Source organism: Chitinophaga sp. 01L420 (genome assembly GCF_056399985.1).
Genome location: NZ_JBFTSK010000013.1, coordinates 166,784 through 188,468 on the forward strand (window position 1 = coordinate 166,784; position 21,685 = coordinate 188,468).

Annotated in this window: 21 protein-coding genes and 1 pseudogene; 17 read left to right on the forward strand and 5 right to left on the reverse strand. The window is 40.0% G+C overall.

Annotation, left to right across the window (positions count from 1 at the left end; translation table 11 throughout):
- Nucleotides 1-2: 2 nt before the first annotated feature.
- Nucleotides 3-1,409, forward strand: coding sequence for a TlpA family protein disulfide reductase (locus AC1DP6_RS14885; protein WP_477055519.1), 1,407 nt, complete (start codon nt 3-5; stop codon nt 1,407-1,409).
- A gap of 86 nt (nt 1,410-1,495) precedes the next feature.
- A complete protein-coding gene (locus AC1DP6_RS14890; protein ID WP_477055520.1) occupies nt 1,496-2,554 on the forward strand; it encodes a glycoside hydrolase 5 family protein in 1,059 nt (352 codons plus the stop codon).
- A gap of 375 nt (nt 2,555-2,929) precedes the next feature.
- Here AC1DP6_RS14890 and AC1DP6_RS14895 read toward each other — a convergent pair whose 3' ends face one another.
- The 5 genes from AC1DP6_RS14895 to AC1DP6_RS14915 form a co-directional block, all read right to left on the reverse strand.
- Entirely contained in the window at nt 2,930-3,235 is a 306-nt protein-coding gene (locus tag AC1DP6_RS14895) for a hypothetical protein (protein ID WP_477055521.1), read from the reverse strand.
- Nucleotides 3,236-3,677: 442 nt separating this feature from the next.
- Nucleotides 3,678-3,986: a hypothetical protein gene (locus AC1DP6_RS14900; RefSeq protein WP_477055522.1), complete on the reverse strand. Its 309-nt coding sequence runs from the start codon at nt 3,984-3,986 to the stop codon at nt 3,678-3,680.
- Nucleotides 3,987-4,442: 456 nt separating this feature from the next.
- On the reverse strand, nt 4,443-4,904 hold the full coding sequence (locus AC1DP6_RS14905; protein ID WP_477055523.1) for a MauE/DoxX family redox-associated membrane protein: 462 nt from the start codon (nt 4,902-4,904) through the stop codon (nt 4,443-4,445).
- Between the two features lie 14 nt (nt 4,905-4,918).
- Nucleotides 4,919-7,606: a lanthionine synthetase LanC family protein gene (locus AC1DP6_RS14910; protein WP_477055524.1), complete on the reverse strand. Its 2,688-nt coding sequence runs from the start codon at nt 7,604-7,606 to the stop codon at nt 4,919-4,921.
- Between the two features lie 477 nt (nt 7,607-8,083).
- Complete coding sequence (locus AC1DP6_RS14915) at nt 8,084-8,425, reverse strand: helix-turn-helix domain-containing protein (RefSeq protein WP_477055525.1); 342 nt, start codon at nt 8,423-8,425, stop codon at nt 8,084-8,086.
- A 1,114-nt stretch (nt 8,426-9,539) separates the two neighbouring features.
- Here AC1DP6_RS14915 and AC1DP6_RS14920 point away from each other — a divergent pair.
- From AC1DP6_RS14920 to AC1DP6_RS14990, 15 genes and pseudogenes are all read left to right on the forward strand, one after another.
- Entirely contained in the window at nt 9,540-10,721 is a 1,182-nt protein-coding gene (locus AC1DP6_RS14920; RefSeq protein ID WP_477055526.1) for a hypothetical protein, read from the forward strand.
- A 270-nt stretch (nt 10,722-10,991) separates the two neighbouring features.
- Complete coding sequence (locus tag AC1DP6_RS14925) at nt 10,992-11,468, forward strand: hypothetical protein (protein ID WP_477055527.1); 477 nt, start codon at nt 10,992-10,994, stop codon at nt 11,466-11,468.
- 401 nt (nt 11,469-11,869) lie between these two features.
- Complete coding sequence (locus AC1DP6_RS14930; RefSeq protein ID WP_477055528.1) at nt 11,870-12,208, forward strand: DUF4134 domain-containing protein; 339 nt, start codon at nt 11,870-11,872, stop codon at nt 12,206-12,208.
- A complete protein-coding gene (locus AC1DP6_RS14935) occupies nt 12,205-12,648 on the forward strand; it encodes a hypothetical protein (RefSeq protein ID WP_477055529.1) in 444 nt (147 codons plus the stop codon). The genes AC1DP6_RS14930 and AC1DP6_RS14935 overlap by 4 nt, the downstream gene beginning before the upstream one ends.
- Nucleotides 12,649-12,653: 5 nt before the next feature.
- Complete coding sequence (locus AC1DP6_RS14940) at nt 12,654-13,460, forward strand: hypothetical protein (RefSeq protein ID WP_477055530.1); 807 nt, start codon at nt 12,654-12,656, stop codon at nt 13,458-13,460.
- Nucleotides 13,461-13,521: 61 nt separating this feature from the next.
- Nucleotides 13,522-13,851 carry a DUF4133 domain-containing protein gene (locus tag AC1DP6_RS14945; RefSeq protein WP_477055531.1) on the forward strand — a complete coding sequence of 110 codons (330 nt, stop codon included), beginning with the start codon at nt 13,522-13,524 and terminating at the stop codon, nt 13,849-13,851.
- A gap of 5 nt (nt 13,852-13,856) precedes the next feature.
- A complete protein-coding gene (locus tag AC1DP6_RS14950) occupies nt 13,857-14,546 on the forward strand; it encodes a hypothetical protein (RefSeq protein ID WP_477055532.1) in 690 nt (229 codons plus the stop codon).
- 226 nt (nt 14,547-14,772) lie between these two features.
- Complete coding sequence (locus AC1DP6_RS14955) at nt 14,773-15,585, forward strand: hypothetical protein (protein ID WP_477055533.1); 813 nt, start codon at nt 14,773-14,775, stop codon at nt 15,583-15,585.
- 76 nt (nt 15,586-15,661) lie between these two features.
- On the forward strand, nt 15,662-16,492 hold the full coding sequence (locus tag AC1DP6_RS14960; RefSeq protein ID WP_477055534.1) for a hypothetical protein: 831 nt from the start codon (nt 15,662-15,664) through the stop codon (nt 16,490-16,492).
- 58 nt (nt 16,493-16,550) lie between these two features.
- The gene (locus tag AC1DP6_RS14965) at nt 16,551-16,796 is read left to right on the forward strand and encodes a hypothetical protein (RefSeq protein WP_477055535.1); all 246 of its coding nucleotides are present in this window, start codon (nt 16,551-16,553) and stop codon (nt 16,794-16,796) included.
- Nucleotides 16,784-17,332, forward strand: coding sequence for a hypothetical protein (locus AC1DP6_RS14970; protein ID WP_477055536.1), 549 nt, complete (start codon nt 16,784-16,786; stop codon nt 17,330-17,332). Before AC1DP6_RS14965 ends, AC1DP6_RS14970 begins: the two co-directional genes overlap by 13 nt.
- Nucleotides 17,333-17,407: 75 nt before the next feature.
- Entirely contained in the window at nt 17,408-18,238 is an 831-nt protein-coding gene (locus AC1DP6_RS14975) for a hypothetical protein (protein WP_477055537.1), read from the forward strand.
- A gap of 164 nt (nt 18,239-18,402) precedes the next feature.
- Nucleotides 18,403-20,919: pseudogene (locus tag AC1DP6_RS14980) on the forward strand (TraG family conjugative transposon ATPase).
- A gap of 11 nt (nt 20,920-20,930) precedes the next feature.
- Nucleotides 20,931-21,473 (forward strand): hypothetical protein, encoded by a 543-nt coding sequence (locus AC1DP6_RS14985; protein ID WP_477055538.1) that lies wholly within the window; start codon nt 20,931-20,933, stop codon nt 21,471-21,473.
- Nucleotides 21,474-21,539: 66 nt separating this feature from the next.
- Complete coding sequence (locus tag AC1DP6_RS14990) at nt 21,540-21,659, forward strand: TraG/VirB4 family ATPase (protein ID WP_477055539.1); 120 nt, start codon at nt 21,540-21,542, stop codon at nt 21,657-21,659.
- Nucleotides 21,660-21,685: the final 26 nt, after the last annotated feature.

Sequence of the window (21,685 nt, forward strand, 5' to 3'; positions counted from 1 at the left end):
AAATGAAAATACCCGAGCTATTGAAAACGGTGATAATGCTCCTATTTATACAAACTTTATTAAATCGGAGTTATGGGCAAGAAAAACTAAAAGTCGGGGATAACCTGCCCAACGTAAGTATAGCCAGGCAAATCAATATGCCTGGCAAAAATAATCTTTCAGAGTATCATGGGAAGTTTGTAATTCTTGATTTTTGGGCTACCTGGTGCGGTCCATGTATCGCGATGTTTCCTAAAACCGACTCTATAGAAAAAAGGTTTAATGGAAAGTTAGAGATCATCGGGGTTACCACAGAGGTAAGAGGCATTGTGGAGAAGTTCTTAACCAGTATGCAAAAAGCCACAAACATCAAGCTTAAAACTATTGTACAGGACAGTACAATACAAAAACTATTTCCTGAGTTTACCTATCCAACTTATGTTTGGATAGACGATCATGGTAAAATATCTGCGATTACTGGAAGAGAAGAAATTACTAGCGATAACTTACAGAAATTTGTTGAAGGCAATAAGGCCCGTTATAAGCAAAAGAGTTTGAGTGAAACTTACCTTATTGATCTTAAACCTGCTTTTCACCAAACTCTTAATTTCGTAGACGAGCAGAAAAATGTAATCAACCGAGCAGAAATTGACAACAGTAAAATTTATTTTCATTCAGTATTTTCTAAATCCATGCCAAATGTCTGGTCTGGAATGCAATTTGAAAAGAATAAATTTACAGCCATTAATTGTGGCCCGTTACTTTTGCTCAGATCTTTTTATGGTCTTCAAAAGCGGTATGGAAGAGACTGCAATAAATTCTTTGCCAAAGGAAAAACGGAGATCAACATTAAAGATACTGTATTAGCTTATCGGTTATATGGTGGTCCCAATTATGATAAATTGGATGAAAATGGTATGATTAAATGGGGGGAGGAAAACGGTATCTGTTATGAAACTATTTACCCTGAAGAATTCTCCCAGGAAAAGAAAGATCAGATCATAGAGCATGATCTCAAAACCTATTACAACGGGATTTACAACCTGGATTTTTCAATCCAACAAAAGAAGATCAAAGGCTATGCTTTGAGTAAAATAAATGAGAAAAATGCCAATGAGAACCTAAAAACTAAGGGAGGAAAAACATACTATTCCACAACTCCATATACCGTAAAATTTACCAATGTAGAACTTATTCATCTTTTTAATATCCTATCTGGTGCATTGAGCAATAATGGGTTTCCAATTATTAGTGAAACGGACCTACAGGAAAAGGTAGATTTAGAAATTAATTGTGATCTGAAAGATGTAAATGCTCTCAATAAGGCATTACTAAAGTACGGATTGACTCTGCGTTTCGGAGAGATACTCACTGATATTTTGGTTATTGATGAGATCAGTTCTGAAAGTACAACAGCTAAAAGCAAATAAAGTAGTTCCAGTCACGGTAAGATCATTTCCCTAAATATTATTCTTTCAACTGTTACTGATTTATAAAGAAACTGAATTTCCCTCCAATGAAAAATATATTAACCCTAATCAACATTATTCTATTCAACTGGCCTCCTTTATTTGGCCAAGAAAAAGCGTCAAATATAATTGACAATCTAAATCCCCAGAATAAGTTGAGCTGGTCAGTGGGGGTAAATTATATCCCAGCATATGCAGTCAACCAGCTAGAATTTTGGCAAAAGGAAACTTTTGACAAAGTAAGCATTGATCAGGAGTTAAGGCTGGCAGAAGTAATTGGTATAAATTCACTCCGGGTTTACCTTCATCATGTGGCATGGCAAGAAAGCCCAAAGGGCTTTAAGAAGAAGGTAAATGAGTTTTTATCTATTTCTTCTTCACATCATATGTCCGTCATCTTTGTTTTTTTCGATGACTGCTGGGTTGATACATATAGCATTGGAAAGCAACATGAGCCTATTCCTTCGGTACATAATAGCAGATGGCTTAAAGACCCTGGAAGTTTGATTGATAGAGAATCGAAACTAATGGATACTTTGGAAATGTACGTGAAGGATGTGATGCAAACTTTTAGCAGGGACCATAGGATTTTGATGTGGGATTTGTATAATGAACCTGGTCATTTTGGTCGTGGAGATAAAAGCTGGCCGTTATTAAAGAATGTGGTGCGTTGGGCGAGGGGGGCGAAAGTCTCCCAACCCCTTACCATCGGCATATGGAATCCTGAATTTTCTGCCTTCAACAAATTTCAGTTGGAAAATTCAGATGTAATTACCTTTCATAATTACAGAGATACGGTTTCTTTAAAACAGGCTTTGGATACGCTGGTAGGGAGAAGCAAAAAAGTGATCTGTACTGAATACATGAAAAGGCCGAATGGAAGTACGTTTGAAAATTGTCTGCCAATTTTTAAAAGCTATGGGGTCAGTGCCATAAGTTGGGGTCTGGTTGCGGGTAAAACCCAAACGAATTATCCGCAGGGTAATAAGGGAGGGGAAGCGGAGCCTGATGTATGGTATCATGATATTTTTAGGAAAGACGGAACGCCTTACGATGTAAAAGAAGTAGACTTTCTTAAAAGCATTACGAAAAAGACTAATGATTGAATAACGTAGTTGGTCACTGGCCACACAATTGAACTTACCGAAAATTATATTCGCCAAAAAAAATTGTATATAAAAATGCAGTTTTGGAAGGTGAAGAGTCGCAATCAGGTATCGTCGTTTGTATCCAAACGGCCTTACAGAATGATTTTTCATTGGTAACACAGCCCGGATTACCGCAACCCGTCCTATAAACATAGTCAACCCTATTTGTGGACCTTACACCTGGATTGATATTATAAAAAGTATAAAAACGTCCTGGTCCATCCTGATTAATAATAGAAATTAGAATTGGACCGGACATGGCGATTAAAGCCGAGACAATTGGCAAGGATGGAAGTTTCATAAATATTTTGCTGTTTATCAAAAGGATTAATGCTATGGAACAAATAGCTTTCCAACGAAAATGGTATGAATGACTGCCAAGGCAGTTGGATGGTCGCCATAGGCCGGAACCACATTTTGCGTAAATACAGCTTTACAATAACTGTTTGCATTTTGCAAGCATGTTGGCGAAATTCCTGGATCTAAATAAACATAATCACCCTTATTGGTAGAGTTAGAGTCGACATTTGTATTCCAGAAAACATAGGATGGACTAGTTGTAGCTGCCTTAAAGGAAAACCCAATTGCTGAAATAAGACTTAAAATAGAGCAGCCAATTGAGAAATTCGGCGTTTTCATATTTCCAATATTTATAGGTGAAAAATAACTAATTAGGGCGAGTTTTTACAACAATCCCAGGTTTTAAAGCTACAGACCATTGTAATTTCCAAAATAAACAGTTTTAATTATTGCCGTTGATGAAGGGGAAGAATTTATAGCTGGTGTGAATATTTGGGTCCATATAGCCTTGCAGTAACTATTATTATTAGAAGCACAATTAGGTCCCACAATACCACCTCTGTAAATATAATCAAACCTATTTGTCGACTTTGTTCCGATGTTTGTATTATAAAATAAATAGGGCGTACCAATTCTAGGAGCAACGGTAAATGCACTACTCAATGCACTAATTAAGGCCAGTACAGCTGAAAGGAGGCTAAAAGATATTCTTTTCATATTAAATATTATTTATTAAAATTTGACAAAAAATGGGGATAGCGTTAGCTATCCCCATAGCCAATTAAAGCCCATTATAAGCACCCAATGTAGCAGTATGAATCGCAGCAGTAGCAGAAGGTGGTTGATTTAAAACAGGAGCAGCAACCTGTGTCCAGATGGCTTTACAGAAGCTATTTACGTTAGCAGCACAAGAAGGAGTGGTAGCTGAACCTCTGTAGATATAATCAGCTTTGAGAGTTGATTTCACCCCTACATTTGTATTGTAGAATGTGTACGGAGTTCCTATTCTAGGAGCTACGGTAAATGCACTGCTCAATGCGCCAACGATAGCCAGTGCTGCTGCACCAAGGCTGAATGTTACTTTTTTCATGATAAACGTATTGACAAAAGTTAATAAATATGCCTACTATGGTTTATACAGGATTTCGGCTTAACCTGTCTTATAGCTATAAAAATTTATTATTTTAAATCATTTTACACCTGTTCCATCATCGAACACCGCACCTCCCAAAACTGTATAAACCAATACCGCAGTAGAGGATGGTGGATTTCCTATAGAAGGGCCAGCGTTCTGGGACCAAATTGCCCGACAATAACTATTATTGTATGCAACACAATACACTTTAGTCTCATCCCAGTAAACATAATCGAGTCTATTGACTGATTGAGTACCAGGATGTGTATTGTAAAAACGGTATGAGGTAAACCTTCTATCCGTTGGTGAATTGAACATTACGGCTGCCAGAATCGGCATTAGAATAAGTTCAATCGTATTTAAAGGAGATTTTAAGTAACTCATAAAATTGAATTCATCGGTGAAATAAAATCAAAAACCAGCCTTGAAATTTCCTACAATATTTCTCCTAAACCCAAAGTGTCGCCCTTTGACAATCAAAATCAATCCCAATATGCTCAATGTCAAGAAAAATACATTTAAGGCTAAATGCTGATGCCAAGTCAATTTAGTGATCACCCCACCGCAACCACATGGAATACGGGGAAAGAAGTTTAATAATATCGCAGCCGTATATGCGGTAAAGGCAAACATCAGAAGTGAAGCTCCCATAAATCCCCATTTTCGTAACGGCTTGTAAATTAGCATTACTGAAATTATGATTTCCACTGTAGGTACTAAATAAACAAATGTATCTGCAAGCCATTTCGGGAAGGGTTGATTTTCCATATCCGCTCTAAACTGCGGTATATCCATAAACTTACTGGTGGCAGCATAGATAAACAGTAAAACCAGTAATCCGCTGCAAAGCTCAATGATTTGATTTCTTCTCATTTTGATACACGATTTTATAGTAATGGATTATTTGATAGTAAAGGAAAACCTAACTCGGGATTTCGATATCTCAGCAAAAAGTGTAATACTCCACCCATTCCTACCAACAGGTCCGCAGTAGGAAACTGTGAATTTTCCACCAACCAGGCCAAATTGCCATCTTTAGTTTTCATGGTATGGGTAACCAAATATTCTTTAATCCAGGTAGCCCGTTGTAACCATTCTGTCATTCCAAGCACCCTGTAGGCTTCTAGATATATCTCTCCTAGCCCTGCCATGCCATGACATTGGGATAAATTATAGTGGATATATTCTTCGGGTAGAGATCTAAGGGCCTTAATTGCCGTGCTTTTGTAAAGCTCGTGGCCAAACACTTCATAGCCTTTAAGAAAGACAAGGGCAACACCTGGAGTACCATTGCACCACCAACCACCATCAAACTTATCTTGAAGGCTATGATTCCATTGAATGTTTGGGCCATCTTCATGGCGTACTTGCAGTAAGTAGTTTAGACCTCTTTTAGCTGCCTCAATTTCTGAACCATCTGGAAAAAAACAGGCATGGTGAAGTAGGTAGTATACGATGCCTGCTATTCCATAGCCGAAAGAAGTGTTTTTTTCAGGCTTTTTGTTTGGGTGAAGCTTTATATCCCAAGACCCATCGGGCAGTTGACTGCTTAAAATCGCTTGATTTATTTTTGTTGTTACCTCTAGAATCGCCTCCTGCGGGATATGTTTTCTGCATATCAGCATAGCCATACCTTGCCCTGAAGCACCACTGATCAGATCTAGGCCAATGGGCTGTGCGTAAAAACCATTTACTAAATTCTCAAGATGTATGACTTGTGCGCCCTCCAGCTTCATATCCGAGGCGCTGACTAATGAGAGAATCAACCCTGCAGAACCAAAATGCAAACCTGGTTGTATACCCTGATGATTAGACAAGCAGAAATCATTGATATAGCCAATAGATTTGGCAAGAACAGCATTGACACTTGTCAGATCTATTTTTGAACTTTTGGCTCTGGCCAATAAATAGATGACTCCCGCTAAACCCTTATGTATGCCTACAAATGTCCTGGTGTTAAAGGACGCATGTATTTCTGTTGCCCCTTGTTCGGAGTATTCGGATTTCCAGTATCCATCAGCTAAAAAACTATCTGAACCCAGGGCATTTATTCCCTGTTGAATGACCTCTTTAAGTTGCAGGTCTGATGTTTCTGCGGATTCGGATATATGAAATCCGGAAATCCCTATCTCTTCAGTAAATGCCCTTAAACCTGTTTTTAACTTGTGTAATGAAATCCTTTTACCTGGATCATTCGCCAAACAGCTTAAGATCAAATCACTCAGGCATTCATTCCTTATAAGAAATCTTAATTTTTGTTGAACTTGTGACAGATCATCCTCCACAATAAAAGCAGGTTCTAATCCTGTGAATACCAAAATCATTAGTGCGCCCAAAGAGTAGATATCAGTGGGATAATCAGGTTTACTTAATCTGTACTGCTCGGGTGACATATAGCCTTTAGTCCCTATTGTAAAGGCTGGAGTAGGAAAGTCCAATTCTTTGGAATATGCCAGCTCTAAATCAATCATGCGAATGGAATCATCCTTAAGGACAATAAAATTTGATGCTGCAATATCCCTATGGATTAAATGCTGCTGGTGCATGATATCTATTGCGTCAACTACTTTTTTAATAAGCGAAAGAAGAGCTAACAATTGTTCTTTTGGTAAACTCCAGCAAGGGCGGTTCTTTAGGATCGTTTGAACCTTTTGGTTTAACGGTAACCCTTTGATAAATTCCATAGCTAAATAGCCGTCACCATCTATTTCAAAGTAATCCAAGGCTTTTGGAACGATATGATGCGGATACAGATTATTTTGTAAATATTGCTGCCAAAGTAATCGGTCTTTCATATCCCTTCCGGCCACATCTGAGATTATATTTTCTCTGCCCTGCTTAATGATACAAGGTTTGAGTGATAATAGGTTTAAATAGTATCCTTTAAGGACATTTCCTTTTATGGTTTGTGATAGGACATTTTTGATTAGAAACTTATTTTTTAAAATGCGTTTGTTATTTAATACTACAGGTATCACCAGATCTGTAAACGGGTTGGAAATTCCATCTGGTGTCCAGCAAGGAACATAATAGTTGTCCTCGATGAAGGTGCCATTGCCGTCCTGAATCTGATCGCCAACACCATTCGCGGTACTGCCGTAACGCGTATAGACTATTCCTCCCAAATGAAAGTCCGAAAGTATTTTAGGACCTTTAAATTTTAGCGATATACTTTTCAGCGAGTCAACGATCTGTCTGGCGTGCAAGTCATTGTCAGGAAAAATGGATATGACTTTTCCAATTTTAAATACGCCATACATTCCTCCATTGAGTGCGTTATGATAATTGTTGTCTTTTATGATTTGGAATGCCGCTTTTGAACTTATCAATATGGGCAAGATTTGCTCAAGCAGTTCTACAGTTTGTGAGGTGATAATGGAGATATGGATGATCCAACCCTGACTGGATTTAGGTTCACCCACCTTTAGAAATATTCCATCCTCATGGTAACTGAGACTATGATCATACAAAATTCTACCATAGCTAATTGTCCTAACATGGAAATGATTACCCTGATTGTTTTTAGGGTCTAATATATTTTCTTCTGTTATGGGAATTTCCTGGTTAGAATTCATCGGTAGTAAAATTAAAATAGTAAGGGCATGGATTCAAAATGTTCCTTATTGATTATAGAATGGCCTGATCGCCCTGTAGTATGAGCGGTGAGTAGGGGAAAGGCCAATACGGATAATGACAACTTAAAGGAATTACCTTTCAGAAGACTATAAGCATCGTAAGATAGGTTTGCGCGAAAGATTCCCCATCAAGGTCAATTCAGCTGAAGTAAAACCTTTTCAGATGTCATTACAACCATTATGAAAAAAGCAAAACTGCCATTACACGGAATTAGTGTTGTGCATGTTCAAACCGGTCTGAGGGTGATGGTGTCTTTATGGCTAAGGTTAAACTCCTAAACTAAAAGGTCAATTCTAATGAGGTGTTCAAGTAAAACTCGTTGTGTCTGTTTCTTTAGGAAAGTTACATTTGATTTTTGACACTTCAAGCAATAAACTCTTATCAAAAACCAGAATCTCTTATCAAAAACCGGGAATTTACTGCGGCCGTTTTTCACTCTGATACTGAGATGGTGTCATTCCGACCACATTGAAAAATGCCCGCGTAAAATTTCCCTGCGCCTTATATCTGGCAGCCAGGGCTACCGATTTTACCGAAAACCCTTGCTGTAGTAATACTCCGGCGGCAACCATGCAGACACGTAGCTGATAATGGTAAAGCCGTTCACCCCACAACTCCTTAAAACCTTTAGTCAGTATGTCTTCAGATAGGCCGGATCGTAGGATCAATTTATTTAAAGGCGTGCGTTCCAAGGGATGACTATCAATAAAAAGTTTGACCTGCTGAATGGCTATTTCATGTTTGTATTTGAGGGTCATTGCACAAGATCGATTTGAATGCTCAAGAAAAGATTAAAACAATCGCTTGGGAATTAATGGTTACTTGGAAAAAATACCAATGGTAAAAATAAGATTTAATTTAATTCTCTGTTATTTCTATCAAAAGGCTAAACTTGATAACTTTGTCAAGTTGCTTCTATTTATTAGAATAAAAGTCCTTGTAGATTTTTTTGCAGTAACTCCGCTTCTTGTTCTATAGATTGCCTCAGTTGATAACTATCAAGGTGTTCACGAAACAATAAATTTAAGCCCTGATTCAGTTTATCTTCGGACAGAGTGGATCTTTGCATCAATTCAGAAATCGAAATTCTTAGTTGCGGTATACTATTGATAAACTTTTTTATTTCCTCATAACTTACTTTTGTTTACGGGTCAGGTTCATCTCGCAGATCTTAAATGATAAAAAATGGTGCAGACAGTCGGCAGGATACAATCTAAATTTATGGAATCCGTAAAATAACGCATCCATTAATCAATTGCACTGGGAATTTTCCCGGTGTTGAAATCCAATTGCAGCACTAAATATAGGAGTTTTAAGTTTTTAACATAGTAAGGATTGTTAACTGAATCCGTTCAAAAACGGATATGTAAAAACGGAATGCGAATACCTACTAATATCGATCTAATACAAATCAGACAAATGTTCACATGATCAATTTCTTAGTTTTATATCAGCCCATATCGACTATTTGTATGGATTTTGAAAATGTAAAGGAATCTCAAAATAACGGGAGAAAAAGAAAGACTGGCATTTATTTCAAAGAAATTTTGCAACCCTAGTTCTTACTGCATTTTTATGGAAAAGAAACTCAAAATAAGCCATCACCTGCCATTTCCATCTCTACTGTATTTCTCATGTTACAACATAATGTAGTTATTTGCGTTCTATGAAATTGATTATTAACGTTTTAACAAAAAAATAAAAAGCAACTATCACATTATGCCCTTACAGGTGAAAAGATTGAAAGGTTTTGCAGGATAACTGGGCTGCCATCCAATTATCCTAAATGCAACACTTGTATTGCTTCTATTGTCTTTTCATTTGGCAGGTTATTCAAATCGTCCATTCAGTATTAACCCAAATCGGAAAAAAATGAAAAAGAATTATGCCCTTCATTCCCTTGAATTGATTACCCAAGAACTAAACACACAATTATCAGTGGCCAAAAGTGAAGAAGAAATTGCCATTGCCATTCAACGGATAAGGAATGAGAAAGTCAACATTTACAATAGTCTACAAAATCAGATTTTCAATTCTAAAGAAGAAGAACATACCAGGCTATTGGTGCGGAAATATTTTAATGCACTGGTTACCCTGATCAACAAAGCTTACCACATGTTACATAATACGCCCGATATTCACGCCAGCAATTATGAAATTCTGGAATTCCTGTCTATCATTTTATTTGAGCTGCAGCAGTTTTTAGAGCTGAGCTATTCTATATTCCTCAATGAGGATGAAAGGGTTCCCATCCCTGAACTTGTTGCCATCAAATCGGAGATACAGACACGCCTACTGTTATTACCAAATGCTTTAAAACAGGGGAATAATCCAGAGAAAATCAGCGAAATTGTCATTGGCATTATAGAAAAATTTATTGAACGCATAGATCGCCATGAGCCAGTGACAGTGAAAGAAGCTGAATATCATACGGGTTTGCTTAGAGCGCTGCTACGACCATCGGAAAATAGAGTATTGCCGGATTGCCCGACCCTTCATGAATTACTTTTTTACTGGAATTGCAATAGTGTGGAATGTATTGTTTACTTCACTACGGGCTTAAAAGCTCTGATGGAACAGGAGAATACGGACGCAGAAAAAATTTCATTTCTGAATGCGCAGTTTAAGCGGCTGCTTCATATGCCGGTTAAGCCTGGAATCATTTATGACAGAAATTATCCAAGTATGAAATCTTATTTTACGGAGTTTATTAAAACTGAGACAGACGATTTAAGAAACGGCATTGAACATGCTGCTCCAGTTACAGACCGGTTACCACTGGAAAATGATAAGGCCACACCGAAGGTTGTCATTAAACTTAGCATTGATCAGATTAGTATCATAGCGTTGTCAGCATATAGAAAAGGTTACATCAGTGCCAAGTCATTTAGCGAAATCACAAGGGCACTGGCCCGAAATGTATCCACGGAACATTCCGCTGAATTAAACTGGAAAAGTGTTCGTGGTAAAGGTTATAATGTGGAACGGCGCGATCAGGAAATTTCAGCGCAGGTTTTGGATGATATTAAGAAAGGAGTTTTTGAGTTTACGTGACCAAATTAAGGATATGATTTTAAGCCGCAGGTGAGAACCTGTGGCTTTTTTTGTGCCTGCTCTAGCCTTATGCCTTAAAAAATGGGTTGCAACTTTGGTTACAAATGAGTCGTTTGGAAAATATTTTTCAAGATTTTTCCCCTGAAACACTTGCTCTAGCTGGGTTGCAAAGGGTTGCAACCAAAATTGCACTTTTCAGAAATTTGGATTCGCAGTTCTTTTGTATCGTAATCAAAACGAAAACGAACCCAAAATTAAAACCCAACGATTATGATTGAACTACCCTACTCCTTTAAAGACATCCTGCTAACTATAGCAGTAGTACTTGTGATTTATTACGGTTATATCATCCTCAGGTATTACCGAAATGAACTGAACGACTTTCTTAAAGGTAAACCCCGCAAGAACAGAGACGATCAGGAAGAGGAGGAAGTGGAAGTGATCGATCCATTTGAGCGCTTCCATGCACCAGTGAATCAGGAACCTATCGCCGATGAAAATTACGTCCTGGCGGAGGAGCTGATTCTTCGGATCAAAGAAATGATTTCGGATTCAGGTGATCAGCAATTGGAAACGCCGGATGTAATGGATTCCTTAAGGGCAGTGGTACAGGAATACCCAACGATTAAAGATGAAATTCTGCGAGCAGGGATTACAGAACTTATCCTGTCAGAAATGAAGATACATGGTTTCATGAGTTCCAGCCGAAGTGAGGTAGATGGATTGTGGAAGAAGGAGCTGGACTAATGGACCATATGCCGGCGGTCCCCCACGATACCCTTCAGTGGGGGAACAAAGGCTAAACGCAGAAAATAACCCCAAGAAAAAGACCCGCTGTCTACTCCCGGCTGTGAAGGCGAATGGTGCGAGTGAAGGAGAGTGCAGATGAGCCGGTCAACTTTTCCCCTTCCTGCCCAAATGGGGCAGGAAGTAAGGAAAAGTAAATAAAAAGAGTTAGCCCAGACCAGTATAGTCATAGGCGGTGAACAATGAATGATTTGCAAAAAGTATTGGCTGCCCGCACACGGGTCATGGTTGGTAGGTGTGATGGTTAGGATCGTGCGTGGCAGCCAATTATTATCCTGATCCGGTAGATAACCGGTCGAAGGATGACGAATTGGAATTAACCTTTAAAAGTGAGATAGAAAATGTGCAGAGAAAAGTTAAGGGGGTTTTCCCGGAAAAAAATTGTGGCAACGGTAATCCTTGCTGTGTTGATTTTACAAGATATAGCCGTGATGGCGCAGGCGGGTAGTGGGACACAGGGAATTGATAAAGCGACTTCCGAGGTCAAAGGTTACTTTGGTTCTGGTGAAAAGCTGATGTATGCTGTTGGTGCGGTCATTGGACTCATCGGCGCGGTGAAGGTCTATCAGAAATGGTCGGGAGGCGATCAGGATACCAGCAAAGTGGCCGCTGCATGGTTTGGAGCCTGTATATTTTTGGTAGTTGTGGCAGCAGTATTAAGAGCATTTTTTGGCATATGAAAGAGAAAATCAAAGAAAGCCTACTTGGCTTTTTACAGGAAAATTATCCTGAGATCGTTCTTCTATTTTCTGAAAGAGGAACCCTATCGCAATACCTGGATGATCGAGTGAATCTGATTGAACCATTGATCGATGAACTTATCCAGCAGGGTGATCATCAGCAGCAGATCATAGATCTATCCATCGCTGAATTAACGGCTTCATTTGGGCCGTCAAAATTCAATTACCTCAAGCAGGTCATGTCTGAAGAATTTCCACAGGAGTATGAGCAGTTTGAGCAGGTCGGTGTACTCAGGTCAGAGCTGACCAATATGATTGTGGTTTGCGGCAATGCGTTTGACGCTTTTGAATTTTCAGAGCAAACCCTTGATGATCATTTTATGAGACATATGGTGATTGCAGAAATGCACGACTATTTAGTCTCCCGTTCACAAAACTGAAGGATATGGGGTATAGCGTAGAGTATTTCGATAAGGTAATATTGGCTCATCATTTATACCGTTTTAATGCTGTCAAGGGGGGACTTGAGGATATGGAGCAAAAAGGGAATTTCCTGCCTTATGATCAGATGGAACTTGCAGGAGATGCGCTGAATTTTATTTACAATAGCAAGAGCCGAAGCATTCATCAGGAAAAGATATTCTATCCTGGTGGGACAGATCACCTGCATAAAGTGAAATTACCTATGGGTGTAGTCAGCATGTTGCACGATCAAAGTTTAAGGGTATACGATCAAATCAATAGGCAAAGCATGTTCCATAAGTGGGGGTTTCAAAAATTGGGGTTGCTTTATTTGGAGCGAGATTTAGGAATGACACCAAGGATTGAATTACCAGATGCTTCCTACTATTTGAATCTAAAGGAAAATGGGCTCGGAAGCGCCTTGAAAACAAAAACAATTCCCTTGGATAATCTGCTCCACAAAGAGGATAAGCACGGTAAATGGGTGGAAGGAATATATAGTACATCTGAAAAAAGGTTCCTGCCGGTTACTCTGGAGCATGACCTGGCCCCTGCTGGGAGCTATTTAATTCAATTTCCGGAGTTTAAAATGATGGACTCCTATGGTGTTGCAGTTAAAGAGGGGAAAAATTCCTACCACTATATAAATGAGTTTCCCATCAAACAAAGTTTTGTTGTTGCAGCATTTAAAATAAGCCAGTCCGGAACGATTGACCTTAGGAACATGATAAAAGAATCGAGCATAGATCTTCTTACCCAGCCTAAAAGGAGACGCGCAAATAAATTGTAGCAACAAGAATCCGGATCAATTGACAAAATGGATAAAGTGAGAACCTTAAAACCAAGTGAACATGGAAAACAGTGTATATGTAGTGAACAAAGGTATTAATAAGTCGATCGAATTTCGTGGGCTTAAAGCACAGTACATCTGGTACCTGGGCGGTGGAGTAGTTGCGTTGTTGATGGTTTTTGCCATGCTGTATATGATCGGTCTGAATACTTATGTATCGCTGTTTATTATCCTGGTCATTGGTGCGGTAATGGTGATGAAAATTTATGCGATGAGTAGTAAGTATGGTGAATTCGGTTTGATGAAGGAATTCGCCAGGCGTAGCATTCCTAAACTGGTGAAGTGTAACAGTCGAAAAGTATTCAGGGATTTACAGATCAAAGGAAAATAAGAATCATGGGTGAGTATATCAAATACAAGAATCAGGAAATCAAGCTGGGAACATGTGAGAGTTTATATTATGCCACTTTGCCTAAATATCTGGCTGCCTACAATGCGGGCCATCTAAGATCGGTGGTTCACAACCTATCTCCATCTGGCTATCTGAATGTGGAGCAGGGGTTTCTCTTCCGGTTTCCCTTTCCGGATGAAGATCATCTGCCTTTGGGGGAATTTCTGCATGGGTTTAACCGGTCGTTGCCCATCGAGGTATCTCCATCGGTATTCAGTGCCATTATGGGGTCTGAACATCAGGGCAGTGGATACTCTTTAGCAATTGAGTTTCAAAAGCCGGTTTACCGTATAGCAGATAAGCAATTGTGTAACGCACTTGTTTTTCGTGATTCAGTCGGTATGCAACTTTATCGGTTAGAAGATGATTATGAGGTTAAGCTGCTGATCGGTGAACTGGTGAAGAACCACATCTCAAAGGAAGTGGATGTAGAAAAGAGAAAATTTTTCCGGCAAATCGGGGCACGTATTCTAAAAGGATACCGCTTGCAAACGCCGGCTTTAAATCTCAGTAGCAAAGTGGAAGTGAAGGTCCCAGGTGTTGATACTCAAAGCAGCGAATCTAGTAGGACAGCAGATTTGACCATGCCTAATGTGGATAAGAAAAGGAAACAACGCACCAGGAAAAGGTGGTGATGAATATAAATTGGTGTTGTAAAAACAACTGAAAGCAGTATAAGAAAGAAATATTGCGGAACAAAAAGAAAAACTGGATTTCTACTACAAGTGCATGAAATCAATCAATCCTGATTGGCAACCCGTACAAAAGGCATCAACAAAAAAAGGAAAGGGCATTTAATTTTTTTGGTTAGTAAGGTTGGCGAAACCCAGATCTACAAATTGGCATTAATGATAAACTAAAATGGAAACAAGACCCAAAACTCTCCCGATTCATAAAATTAAAGGCACTTTTTTTAATGTGGATATCGACAAACGACTGTTCATAAAGACCGGAGTCCCAGGACATGTATTTTCATTTGATGATATGGTTTATAAGGATAACCATTATGAAATGAAGTATGACCTATACCACCAAAGTCCGGCCAAAGATGGTATAAGTGATCCGCAGGATGTGGTGAGCGTAAAAATTCCACAGCTTAAAGATCTGGCGCTGGCCGAGATGTCCGAGAAATATCAGATTCCGGCCTATGAGATGAAAAACAAAACGGATTTTGAAGTGATGGTCGATTTAAAGGCGCTAGGGGAAAGGGAAAAAGGCGTGCTTCCCACTTATGAAATTTTGGATCAGAAATATACTGTTGACCTGGATAGCTATTGCTTCAGGATGGGGAACCATACTATTCCGCTAAAGGGTTTCAAACCTCTGGCAGGTTCTTATGGTGACCGCTATGCTTATATCGACAGCACTACACACCAGTTGGTGAATATAGAGGTTGCCAGCATCAAAGAAATGCCTCCAGAGCATGTCGTGAAGATCGTGATCCCTTCAAATGATCGACTTGATCCTTACTACGTTGGTAAAAACAGGGAGCCAGATTTAAAAACGTACCTGCTGGCCAATCCAATTGTATCAGGGCAAAAAGCGAAAATTATTCCGCTTAGCCAAACCAATATTCCTCAAATCGTGAAATCAAATGTTAACCGAGAATTGCGCGAGCAGTTTGAACAAACCCAAAAATCAAACAAAAGACAATTACGCCGGGGGGTCAGTTAAGACGGTTCTCCGTTTTACGGATCGATAACTGATATCTGTTAACCCTGGATGAATTTTCATCACCAAACCTTGAACAATGGATAAACAAGTAGTGGAATATAAATTAAAGGATACCGTGTTCCTTGTTGACATCCCGCAGATGTGCTTAACCGAGAAGAACAATATAGATAACCGGATATCGGTGCTGGCGATGACCGATAAAAGAACGCATTATGAGTTTGATTATGAGCCGGAAAGTAAAACCCTTAATCCTGTCCATTATCATGATCCAGAAGGGCGCGAAACGGTCAGGGTGCATTTGCCGCAACTGAAGGATCTTGACCCGGATGGTACATGTTCGTTTTTCGGAGTAACGAAGGAGGAATTGGCGCAAACGTGTGATTATGCACTGATGGCAGGTAAAGATCCCTATACCTCCCGCATAAAAAATGGTGTGTTGCCGGTAACTGATCTGGTAGATCATCCTTTTTTTGTTGATCTGCGAATGGGTGTCCTTCGGCCAAAGGATGATTTTTCTACCATGGGGATTGATATTTCAGGTGTTGACCCTTTCGATTATTATCATTCGTTCTTCTATCATGTTCCCAGTCATTCGGAATACTTTCCAGATTCGAGTCTAACCGAACTACCAAAAGATGTGGTCAAGATCATTATTCCTGGGCCGGCACGCCTAGATCCGGTAGGGATGGCACGAATGGAAGGGCAACCTGATGATTTCTATTTAAAAGGCATTCCTATTCATCTATACAGTAGGGCAACGGTCGTACCGCTGGAGTTTACCGAGTTGCCAGAACTGGTAAAGGCGAATGGTGAATTTGTAAAGTTACAACAGCAAAAACAACAACAGGAACACCAGCAGAAGGAGCTGGGCAAAAAAGAAAGGAAAGGATATAAAAGAGGATTCTAGCTCAAAAGAAAAGTCTATTGGTGCTAAAACGGATACACTAATTCTAAACCGTCTAATTATGACAAGGAGACTTCCGGAATATGATTTAAAAGGAACCGCTTTTATTGTAGATGTGGTCAAAATGGAGCTTCGTGAAAAGGAAAACCCTTCCAATGTGATTTCATTTGGGGCCATGTATGATTACAGATCCACCTTCATTCTGGACTATGACCCTGTTACAAAAAACTCTAGGCCCAAAGACTATAGTTATCCTGATAAGGAACGTCAGAAAGGGTTTGTACTTGTCCGCAAATGTGTGTATTAGATCCCGAAGGAGTAGCTGAAATGTATGGTCTGAGCATTGAGCAGGTAAAAGGTAAATGTGATTATGAATTATGGTTGGGCGTTCGTGGGGAAAGTCAACGTATAGAAATGGGCTGGTTGCCAATGCTGGATATCGATGGGGTGGCACATGATGTACATCTGGATATTGGACGAATTCATCCACAGGGAGACCGGTGGGATTTAGGAATTTCACTTGTCTTTGTGTTGGAGGAGAAGCGGCAGCATACTTTTTACTACAACGTGAAAACCTTGCAGGAATATTGGCCTGAGAAGGCTTTAACAGTTCTTCCTAAAGATGTCTACCAGATCACGATTCCCGGTCCTGCAAGATTGGACCCGGTTTGGCTGGCCAGGAAACATAGGGTGGACCCCAGGACTTATTTGAAACGTTACCCTTTGGTGATGTATCGGAAGGCGGAACTGGTTCCTTTAGAACAGACAAAACTGGCAGAACTGGTGAGGAGAAATCTTAAAAAGAAAGTTAAAAGAGCCGCCCGTAAAAAGATAGGGAATTAATGGATGGATGGCAAATTGGTCATATGAATTAAGTAATAGAAAGTGATAGGTGATAAAATAGTTAACCCGATGAATATGGACAACGGTGATAAAGAAATGATGGTTATTCATGGCGATCTGTTTGAATTTAATTCTGGCAAAACAAAGCTCATTGAAGTTGGAAATTCGGAGAATATCCAACATATCGGACACATAAAGAAAGGTGTAGAGACGGTTTCATTTTGGTATGATACCTTAGCGAAGGCTTTAGTACCAATGGATTCGATTAGTTACGCTGATGCTTTGAGCCAGGAACTTCATAAGGTGGACTTTCCGGCGCTACTGTTGCAAAGGGGAGCAGAACTTCCTGAGGGTATTTTGTTTGTTTATAATGAAAAATCCAGGCTGAATGAAAGTGGCTTTCAATATGTGACCGATGAATTGTGCGCGCGGTTTAAAGGTGCGCCTGCAGAAATGAGAATTGATGGGTTAATCTATGAGCTGGATTTAGGGAAAATGGAAGTCCGCCAGAAAGATGACCCTGAAAAGAAATTCATCTTTGGGCCTGAGGCGATGTATCAGCCGTCGGAACAATTTTATAACACGCAAACCAAACAACCGGTTTATCTGAGTTCCAGGATCACTGAATTTCCGGAGCATGTGGTGTGTTTCACCTTTCTACCATTTAAGAACCTTGACCCTATAGGTTATTGCCTGGTCAGCGGCTATCCACCGGCCTGGCTGGTTTGTAAATTCAAATGGAACCCAATATATCTAAATGTGAGATGGAAGCCATTGGAACATACCCGTATCCCTGAACTGGTACGCCGTAATCAGATTGAACAGGAACTTCAGGGGCGTCAGAATAGAGAGGACAGTTTGCCCCGTCAGAACAAAGCATTTAAAAAAATAAAAAGGGGGTTGTAAACCTTAGCACAGATAAACTGAATGGATACAGCGCAATAAACAAGAACAAGAAAATAATTCAACCAAAAAAAGAACAAGTAGGTAAGAAAAATTTAGATGCAAGGTAGATCCCTACCCAAATGATGAAACGGCAATAGTGCCACCCGTAGTGAAAAAGAGTTGTGATGAAAGATAAATGGATGGACGAAATGATGCCCATAATGGGCGTGGAACACGATTTGATCGTTTCCAAACAGGGAGATGTAACGCTGGTATACCAGGCGGAGCTGCCCGAAATTTTTACCCTGAGCGATCAGGATTATGAATCCTTTCACCAAAGTTGGGTGAAGGCAATCAAGGTACTACCGAAATTTTCTGTATTTCATAAACAGGACTGGTTTTTAGATAAAAAATTCGATCCCGAATTTGATAAAAGTCAGGTAAAGGGGCATAGTAGTTTTTTAAATCATGCCAGTAACCGTTTTTTCAATGAGCGTCCATTTCTGGACCACTCCTGTTATATCTACCTAACTAAAAAGCCCCAGGGACGTAAGTTAAGCAGTTCGGTTTTTTCTAATCTGCTTCGCCCTTCGATTGTACCGGATCAAACCGTGAAGGCAGGGGTATTACAAGATTTTTTGGACAACTGCGGTCAGTTCAAACGGATATTGGAAGATAGCGGTTTTGTGAGTTTGAAAAGGGTCAGTGGAGAAGATTTGGTGAGCCATAGCCGAAAGATGGGGCTTATTGAACGTTATTGTTCCTTGTCGGAGAGTGAGCATGATCTGCTGGTCAAGGACATCAGCTTTGATGAGGGCATTCAGGTTGGTCCTCAGCATGTGCAGATCTACACCTTAGGTGATGCTGCCGACCTCCCAGCTCTTTGTGGATCACGGATCAATTATGACCGCTATAGCAGTGACCGGACGAAATTCAGTGTCGGCTTTGCTTCCACGCTGGGACAGCTTTTGGGCTGTTCCCATATTTACAATCAGTTCATCTTTATTGAAGATTCGGCCAAGACGATCCAAAAGCTGGAGACCAAAAGGCTTCGTTTACAGTCCCTGTCTGCTTACTCGCGCGAAAATTTGATTTCACGGGATTCCACGAACGATTTTTTGAATGAAGCGATATCCGAGGGCAGGCTTCCGGTGCGGGCGCATTTCAATATCATGGTTTGGACCAGCGAAAAGGAAGAACTTAAGGATTTGAAAAACCTGGTCAGCTCCGGGCTGGCCCAAATGGACGCAGTAGCGAAAGTGGAAACTGCCGGAGCGCCCCAGATCTTTTGGGCTGGTATCCCTGGTAACAGTGCGGGTTTTCCGATGAACGATTGCTTTGACACCTTTTTAGAGCAAAGCACCTGTTTTCTGAATTTAGAAACCAGTTACCGCAACTCGGTCAGTCCCTTCGGCATCCGTTTGGGCGACCGGCTGACCGGACGGCCTGTGCATGTAGACTTGAGTGATGAGCCTATGAAGAGGGGCTGGATCACCTCGCGCAACCGTTTTATCCTTGGGCCTTCCGGGGGTGACCGGGCCATTTTTAATTAAATGGCCCGGTCACCCCTGAAAATTGGATCAGGAAAAAGCTTTTTTACCAATCACCTCTGCCGCAGTTACTACGAGCAGGGCACGCATATCGTTTTGGTAGATGTAGGGCACTCTTACCGGGGATTATGTGATATGGTGAACGGTTATTATTTCACTTATTCAGAGCAGAACCCGATAAAATTTAATCCTTTTTTTATCGGTCAGGGGGATTCCCTGGACACCGAGAAAAAGGAATCGATCAAAACCTTATTACTGGCCTTATGGAAGTCGGATTCGGATGATTTTAAACGGAGCGAATATGTGGCGTTGAGTAATGCAATTTCCGGCTACTATGATAAACTGGAAACTGGCGGAGATCTATTCCCATGTTTCAATACTTTTTATGAATATCTGAAAGCTGAATTTGTTCCATTGCTTGCCCAGCAAAATGTAAAGGAAAAAGATTTTGATATCAACAACTTTTTGTACGTGCTGCGCCCGTACTACAAAGGCGGCGAATTTGATTACTTGCTGAATGCCACAGAAAACCTGAACCTGCTTCAGGAAAGGCTGATTGTCTTTGAGCTGGACAACATTAAGGATCACCCGATATTGTTTCCTGTGGTGACGATCATCATTATGGAAGTGTTCATCAATAAGATGCGTAAACTCAAAGGAATACGCAAGATGATCCTGATTGAAGAAGCTTGGAAAGCCTTGATGAAAGAGGGGTTTGCAGAGTATATAAAGTATTTGTTTAAGACGGTTAGAAAGTTTTTTGGGGAGGCTATTGTCGTTACCCAGGAGATAGAAGATATCATTTCTTCGCCCATTGTTAAGCAGGCCATTATTAACAACAGTGACTGCAAGATCCTGCTGGATCAAAGCAAATACCAGAATAAGTTTGATCAGATTCAGGACCTGTTGGGTCTGACCGAGAAGGAAAAAGCGCTAGTGTTATCGGTGAATAAAGCCAACGATCCCACCAAAAAGTATAAAGAGGTATTTATCTCATTGGGAGGAATACACTCTAAAGTATACCGCACAGAAGTAAGTCCTGAGGAGTATTTAAGTTACACTACTGAGCAGACTGAAAAGGTTAAAGTGCAAGAGTACGCAGATCGGTTTGGTAGTATACAACGGGGAATTGAAATCCTCGCCAGAGAGTAGTGATAAACAGAATGGAAAATAAGGAAAAAGAACCGGCGAGGTTGGATTATCGGGAGGATCTGCGCCAACTTGAGAAAAATTTGAATGCCTTGGGATATGGTGAATTTAAGATTTCAACACATATTCTTGAAAGAGGTCTATTTAGATATAATCCAATGGAAATAAGAGATTTTGTAGAAAACTACCCTTTTAATCCCGCAGAACACTTGCCATTAAAATTAATCTATCACAAGTTTGGGGGTCAACCCGGAGTGTTTACGCAAAACGCCGATTTGCTCATTAATTATAGTCGGGAAAAGGGCTTCTACATGGACAGTATCTATGCTACAAGATTGTACGAAAATCAGGTTTATCCATCTAAGTATATATACGTTCAAATAGGGATTATTCCCGGTTGCAAGCCCAGATTTCAATTGGTCATTGACCAGCTTGAAAAAGGGGACCAGTATAGAGAACAAATCAATAAAACAAAATTGGAAAGGGTCTTTGAATTCGACCGAGAACTATATCCGACGGCTCCAAAAAAAAGGTTAAGAAGGAAAAAAATAAAGTGATTATTGAATTGAAAAGTGGGTAATCATTGCAAAGTTTACCGTAACGAAGTTTCCTCGGAAGAGTAATTGGCGTATACCACTGAACAAACTGAAAAAATAAAGATCATGGAATACGCGGAGCGGTTCGGTAGTATACAAAGAGGTATTGAGAATCTGGCGCGGGACCAGCAAAATGGTGGAGTGTAGTGTGATGATAGAAATTAATTGACGAA

Coding starts and splice junctions, on each gene's coding strand:
- AC1DP6_RS14940 (WP_477055530.1), top strand. CDS start 12,654: ATGGGGTATAGCGTAGAGTATTTCGATAAGGTAATATTGGCTCATCAT.
- AC1DP6_RS14895 (WP_477055521.1), bottom strand. CDS start 3,235: ATGAAAACGCCGAATTTCTCAATTGGCTGCTCTATTTTAAGTCTTATT.
- AC1DP6_RS14950 (WP_477055532.1), top strand. CDS start 13,857: ATGGGTGAGTATATCAAATACAAGAATCAGGAAATCAAGCTGGGAACA.
- AC1DP6_RS14915 (WP_477055525.1), bottom strand. CDS start 8,425: ATGACCCTCAAATACAAACATGAAATAGCCATTCAGCAGGTCAAACTT.
- AC1DP6_RS14935 (WP_477055529.1), top strand. CDS start 12,205: ATGAAAGAGAAAATCAAAGAAAGCCTACTTGGCTTTTTACAGGAAAAT.
- AC1DP6_RS14910 (WP_477055524.1), bottom strand. CDS start 7,606: ATGAATTCTAACCAGGAAATTCCCATAACAGAAGAAAATATATTAGAC.
- AC1DP6_RS14925 (WP_477055527.1), top strand. CDS start 10,992: ATGATTGAACTACCCTACTCCTTTAAAGACATCCTGCTAACTATAGCA.
- AC1DP6_RS14960 (WP_477055534.1), top strand. CDS start 15,662: ATGGATAAACAAGTAGTGGAATATAAATTAAAGGATACCGTGTTCCTT.
- AC1DP6_RS14970 (WP_477055536.1), top strand. CDS start 16,784: ATGTGTGTATTAGATCCCGAAGGAGTAGCTGAAATGTATGGTCTGAGC.
- AC1DP6_RS14890 (WP_477055520.1), top strand. CDS start 1,496: ATGAAAAATATATTAACCCTAATCAACATTATTCTATTCAACTGGCCT.
- AC1DP6_RS14920 (WP_477055526.1), top strand. CDS start 9,540: ATGAAAAAGAATTATGCCCTTCATTCCCTTGAATTGATTACCCAAGAA.
- AC1DP6_RS14985 (WP_477055538.1), top strand. CDS start 20,931: ATGGAAAATAAGGAAAAAGAACCGGCGAGGTTGGATTATCGGGAGGAT.
- AC1DP6_RS14975 (WP_477055537.1), top strand. CDS start 17,408: ATGGACAACGGTGATAAAGAAATGATGGTTATTCATGGCGATCTGTTT.
- AC1DP6_RS14965 (WP_477055535.1), top strand. CDS start 16,551: ATGACAAGGAGACTTCCGGAATATGATTTAAAAGGAACCGCTTTTATT.
- AC1DP6_RS14955 (WP_477055533.1), top strand. CDS start 14,773: ATGGAAACAAGACCCAAAACTCTCCCGATTCATAAAATTAAAGGCACT.
- AC1DP6_RS14885 (WP_477055519.1), top strand. CDS start 3: ATGAAAATACCCGAGCTATTGAAAACGGTGATAATGCTCCTATTTATA.
- AC1DP6_RS14930 (WP_477055528.1), top strand. CDS start 11,870: ATGTGCAGAGAAAAGTTAAGGGGGTTTTCCCGGAAAAAAATTGTGGCA.
- AC1DP6_RS14905 (WP_477055523.1), bottom strand. CDS start 4,904: ATGAGAAGAAATCAAATCATTGAGCTTTGCAGCGGATTACTGGTTTTA.
- AC1DP6_RS14945 (WP_477055531.1), top strand. CDS start 13,522: ATGGAAAACAGTGTATATGTAGTGAACAAAGGTATTAATAAGTCGATC.
- AC1DP6_RS14900 (WP_477055522.1), bottom strand. CDS start 3,986: ATGAAAAAAGTAACATTCAGCCTTGGTGCAGCAGCACTGGCTATCGTT.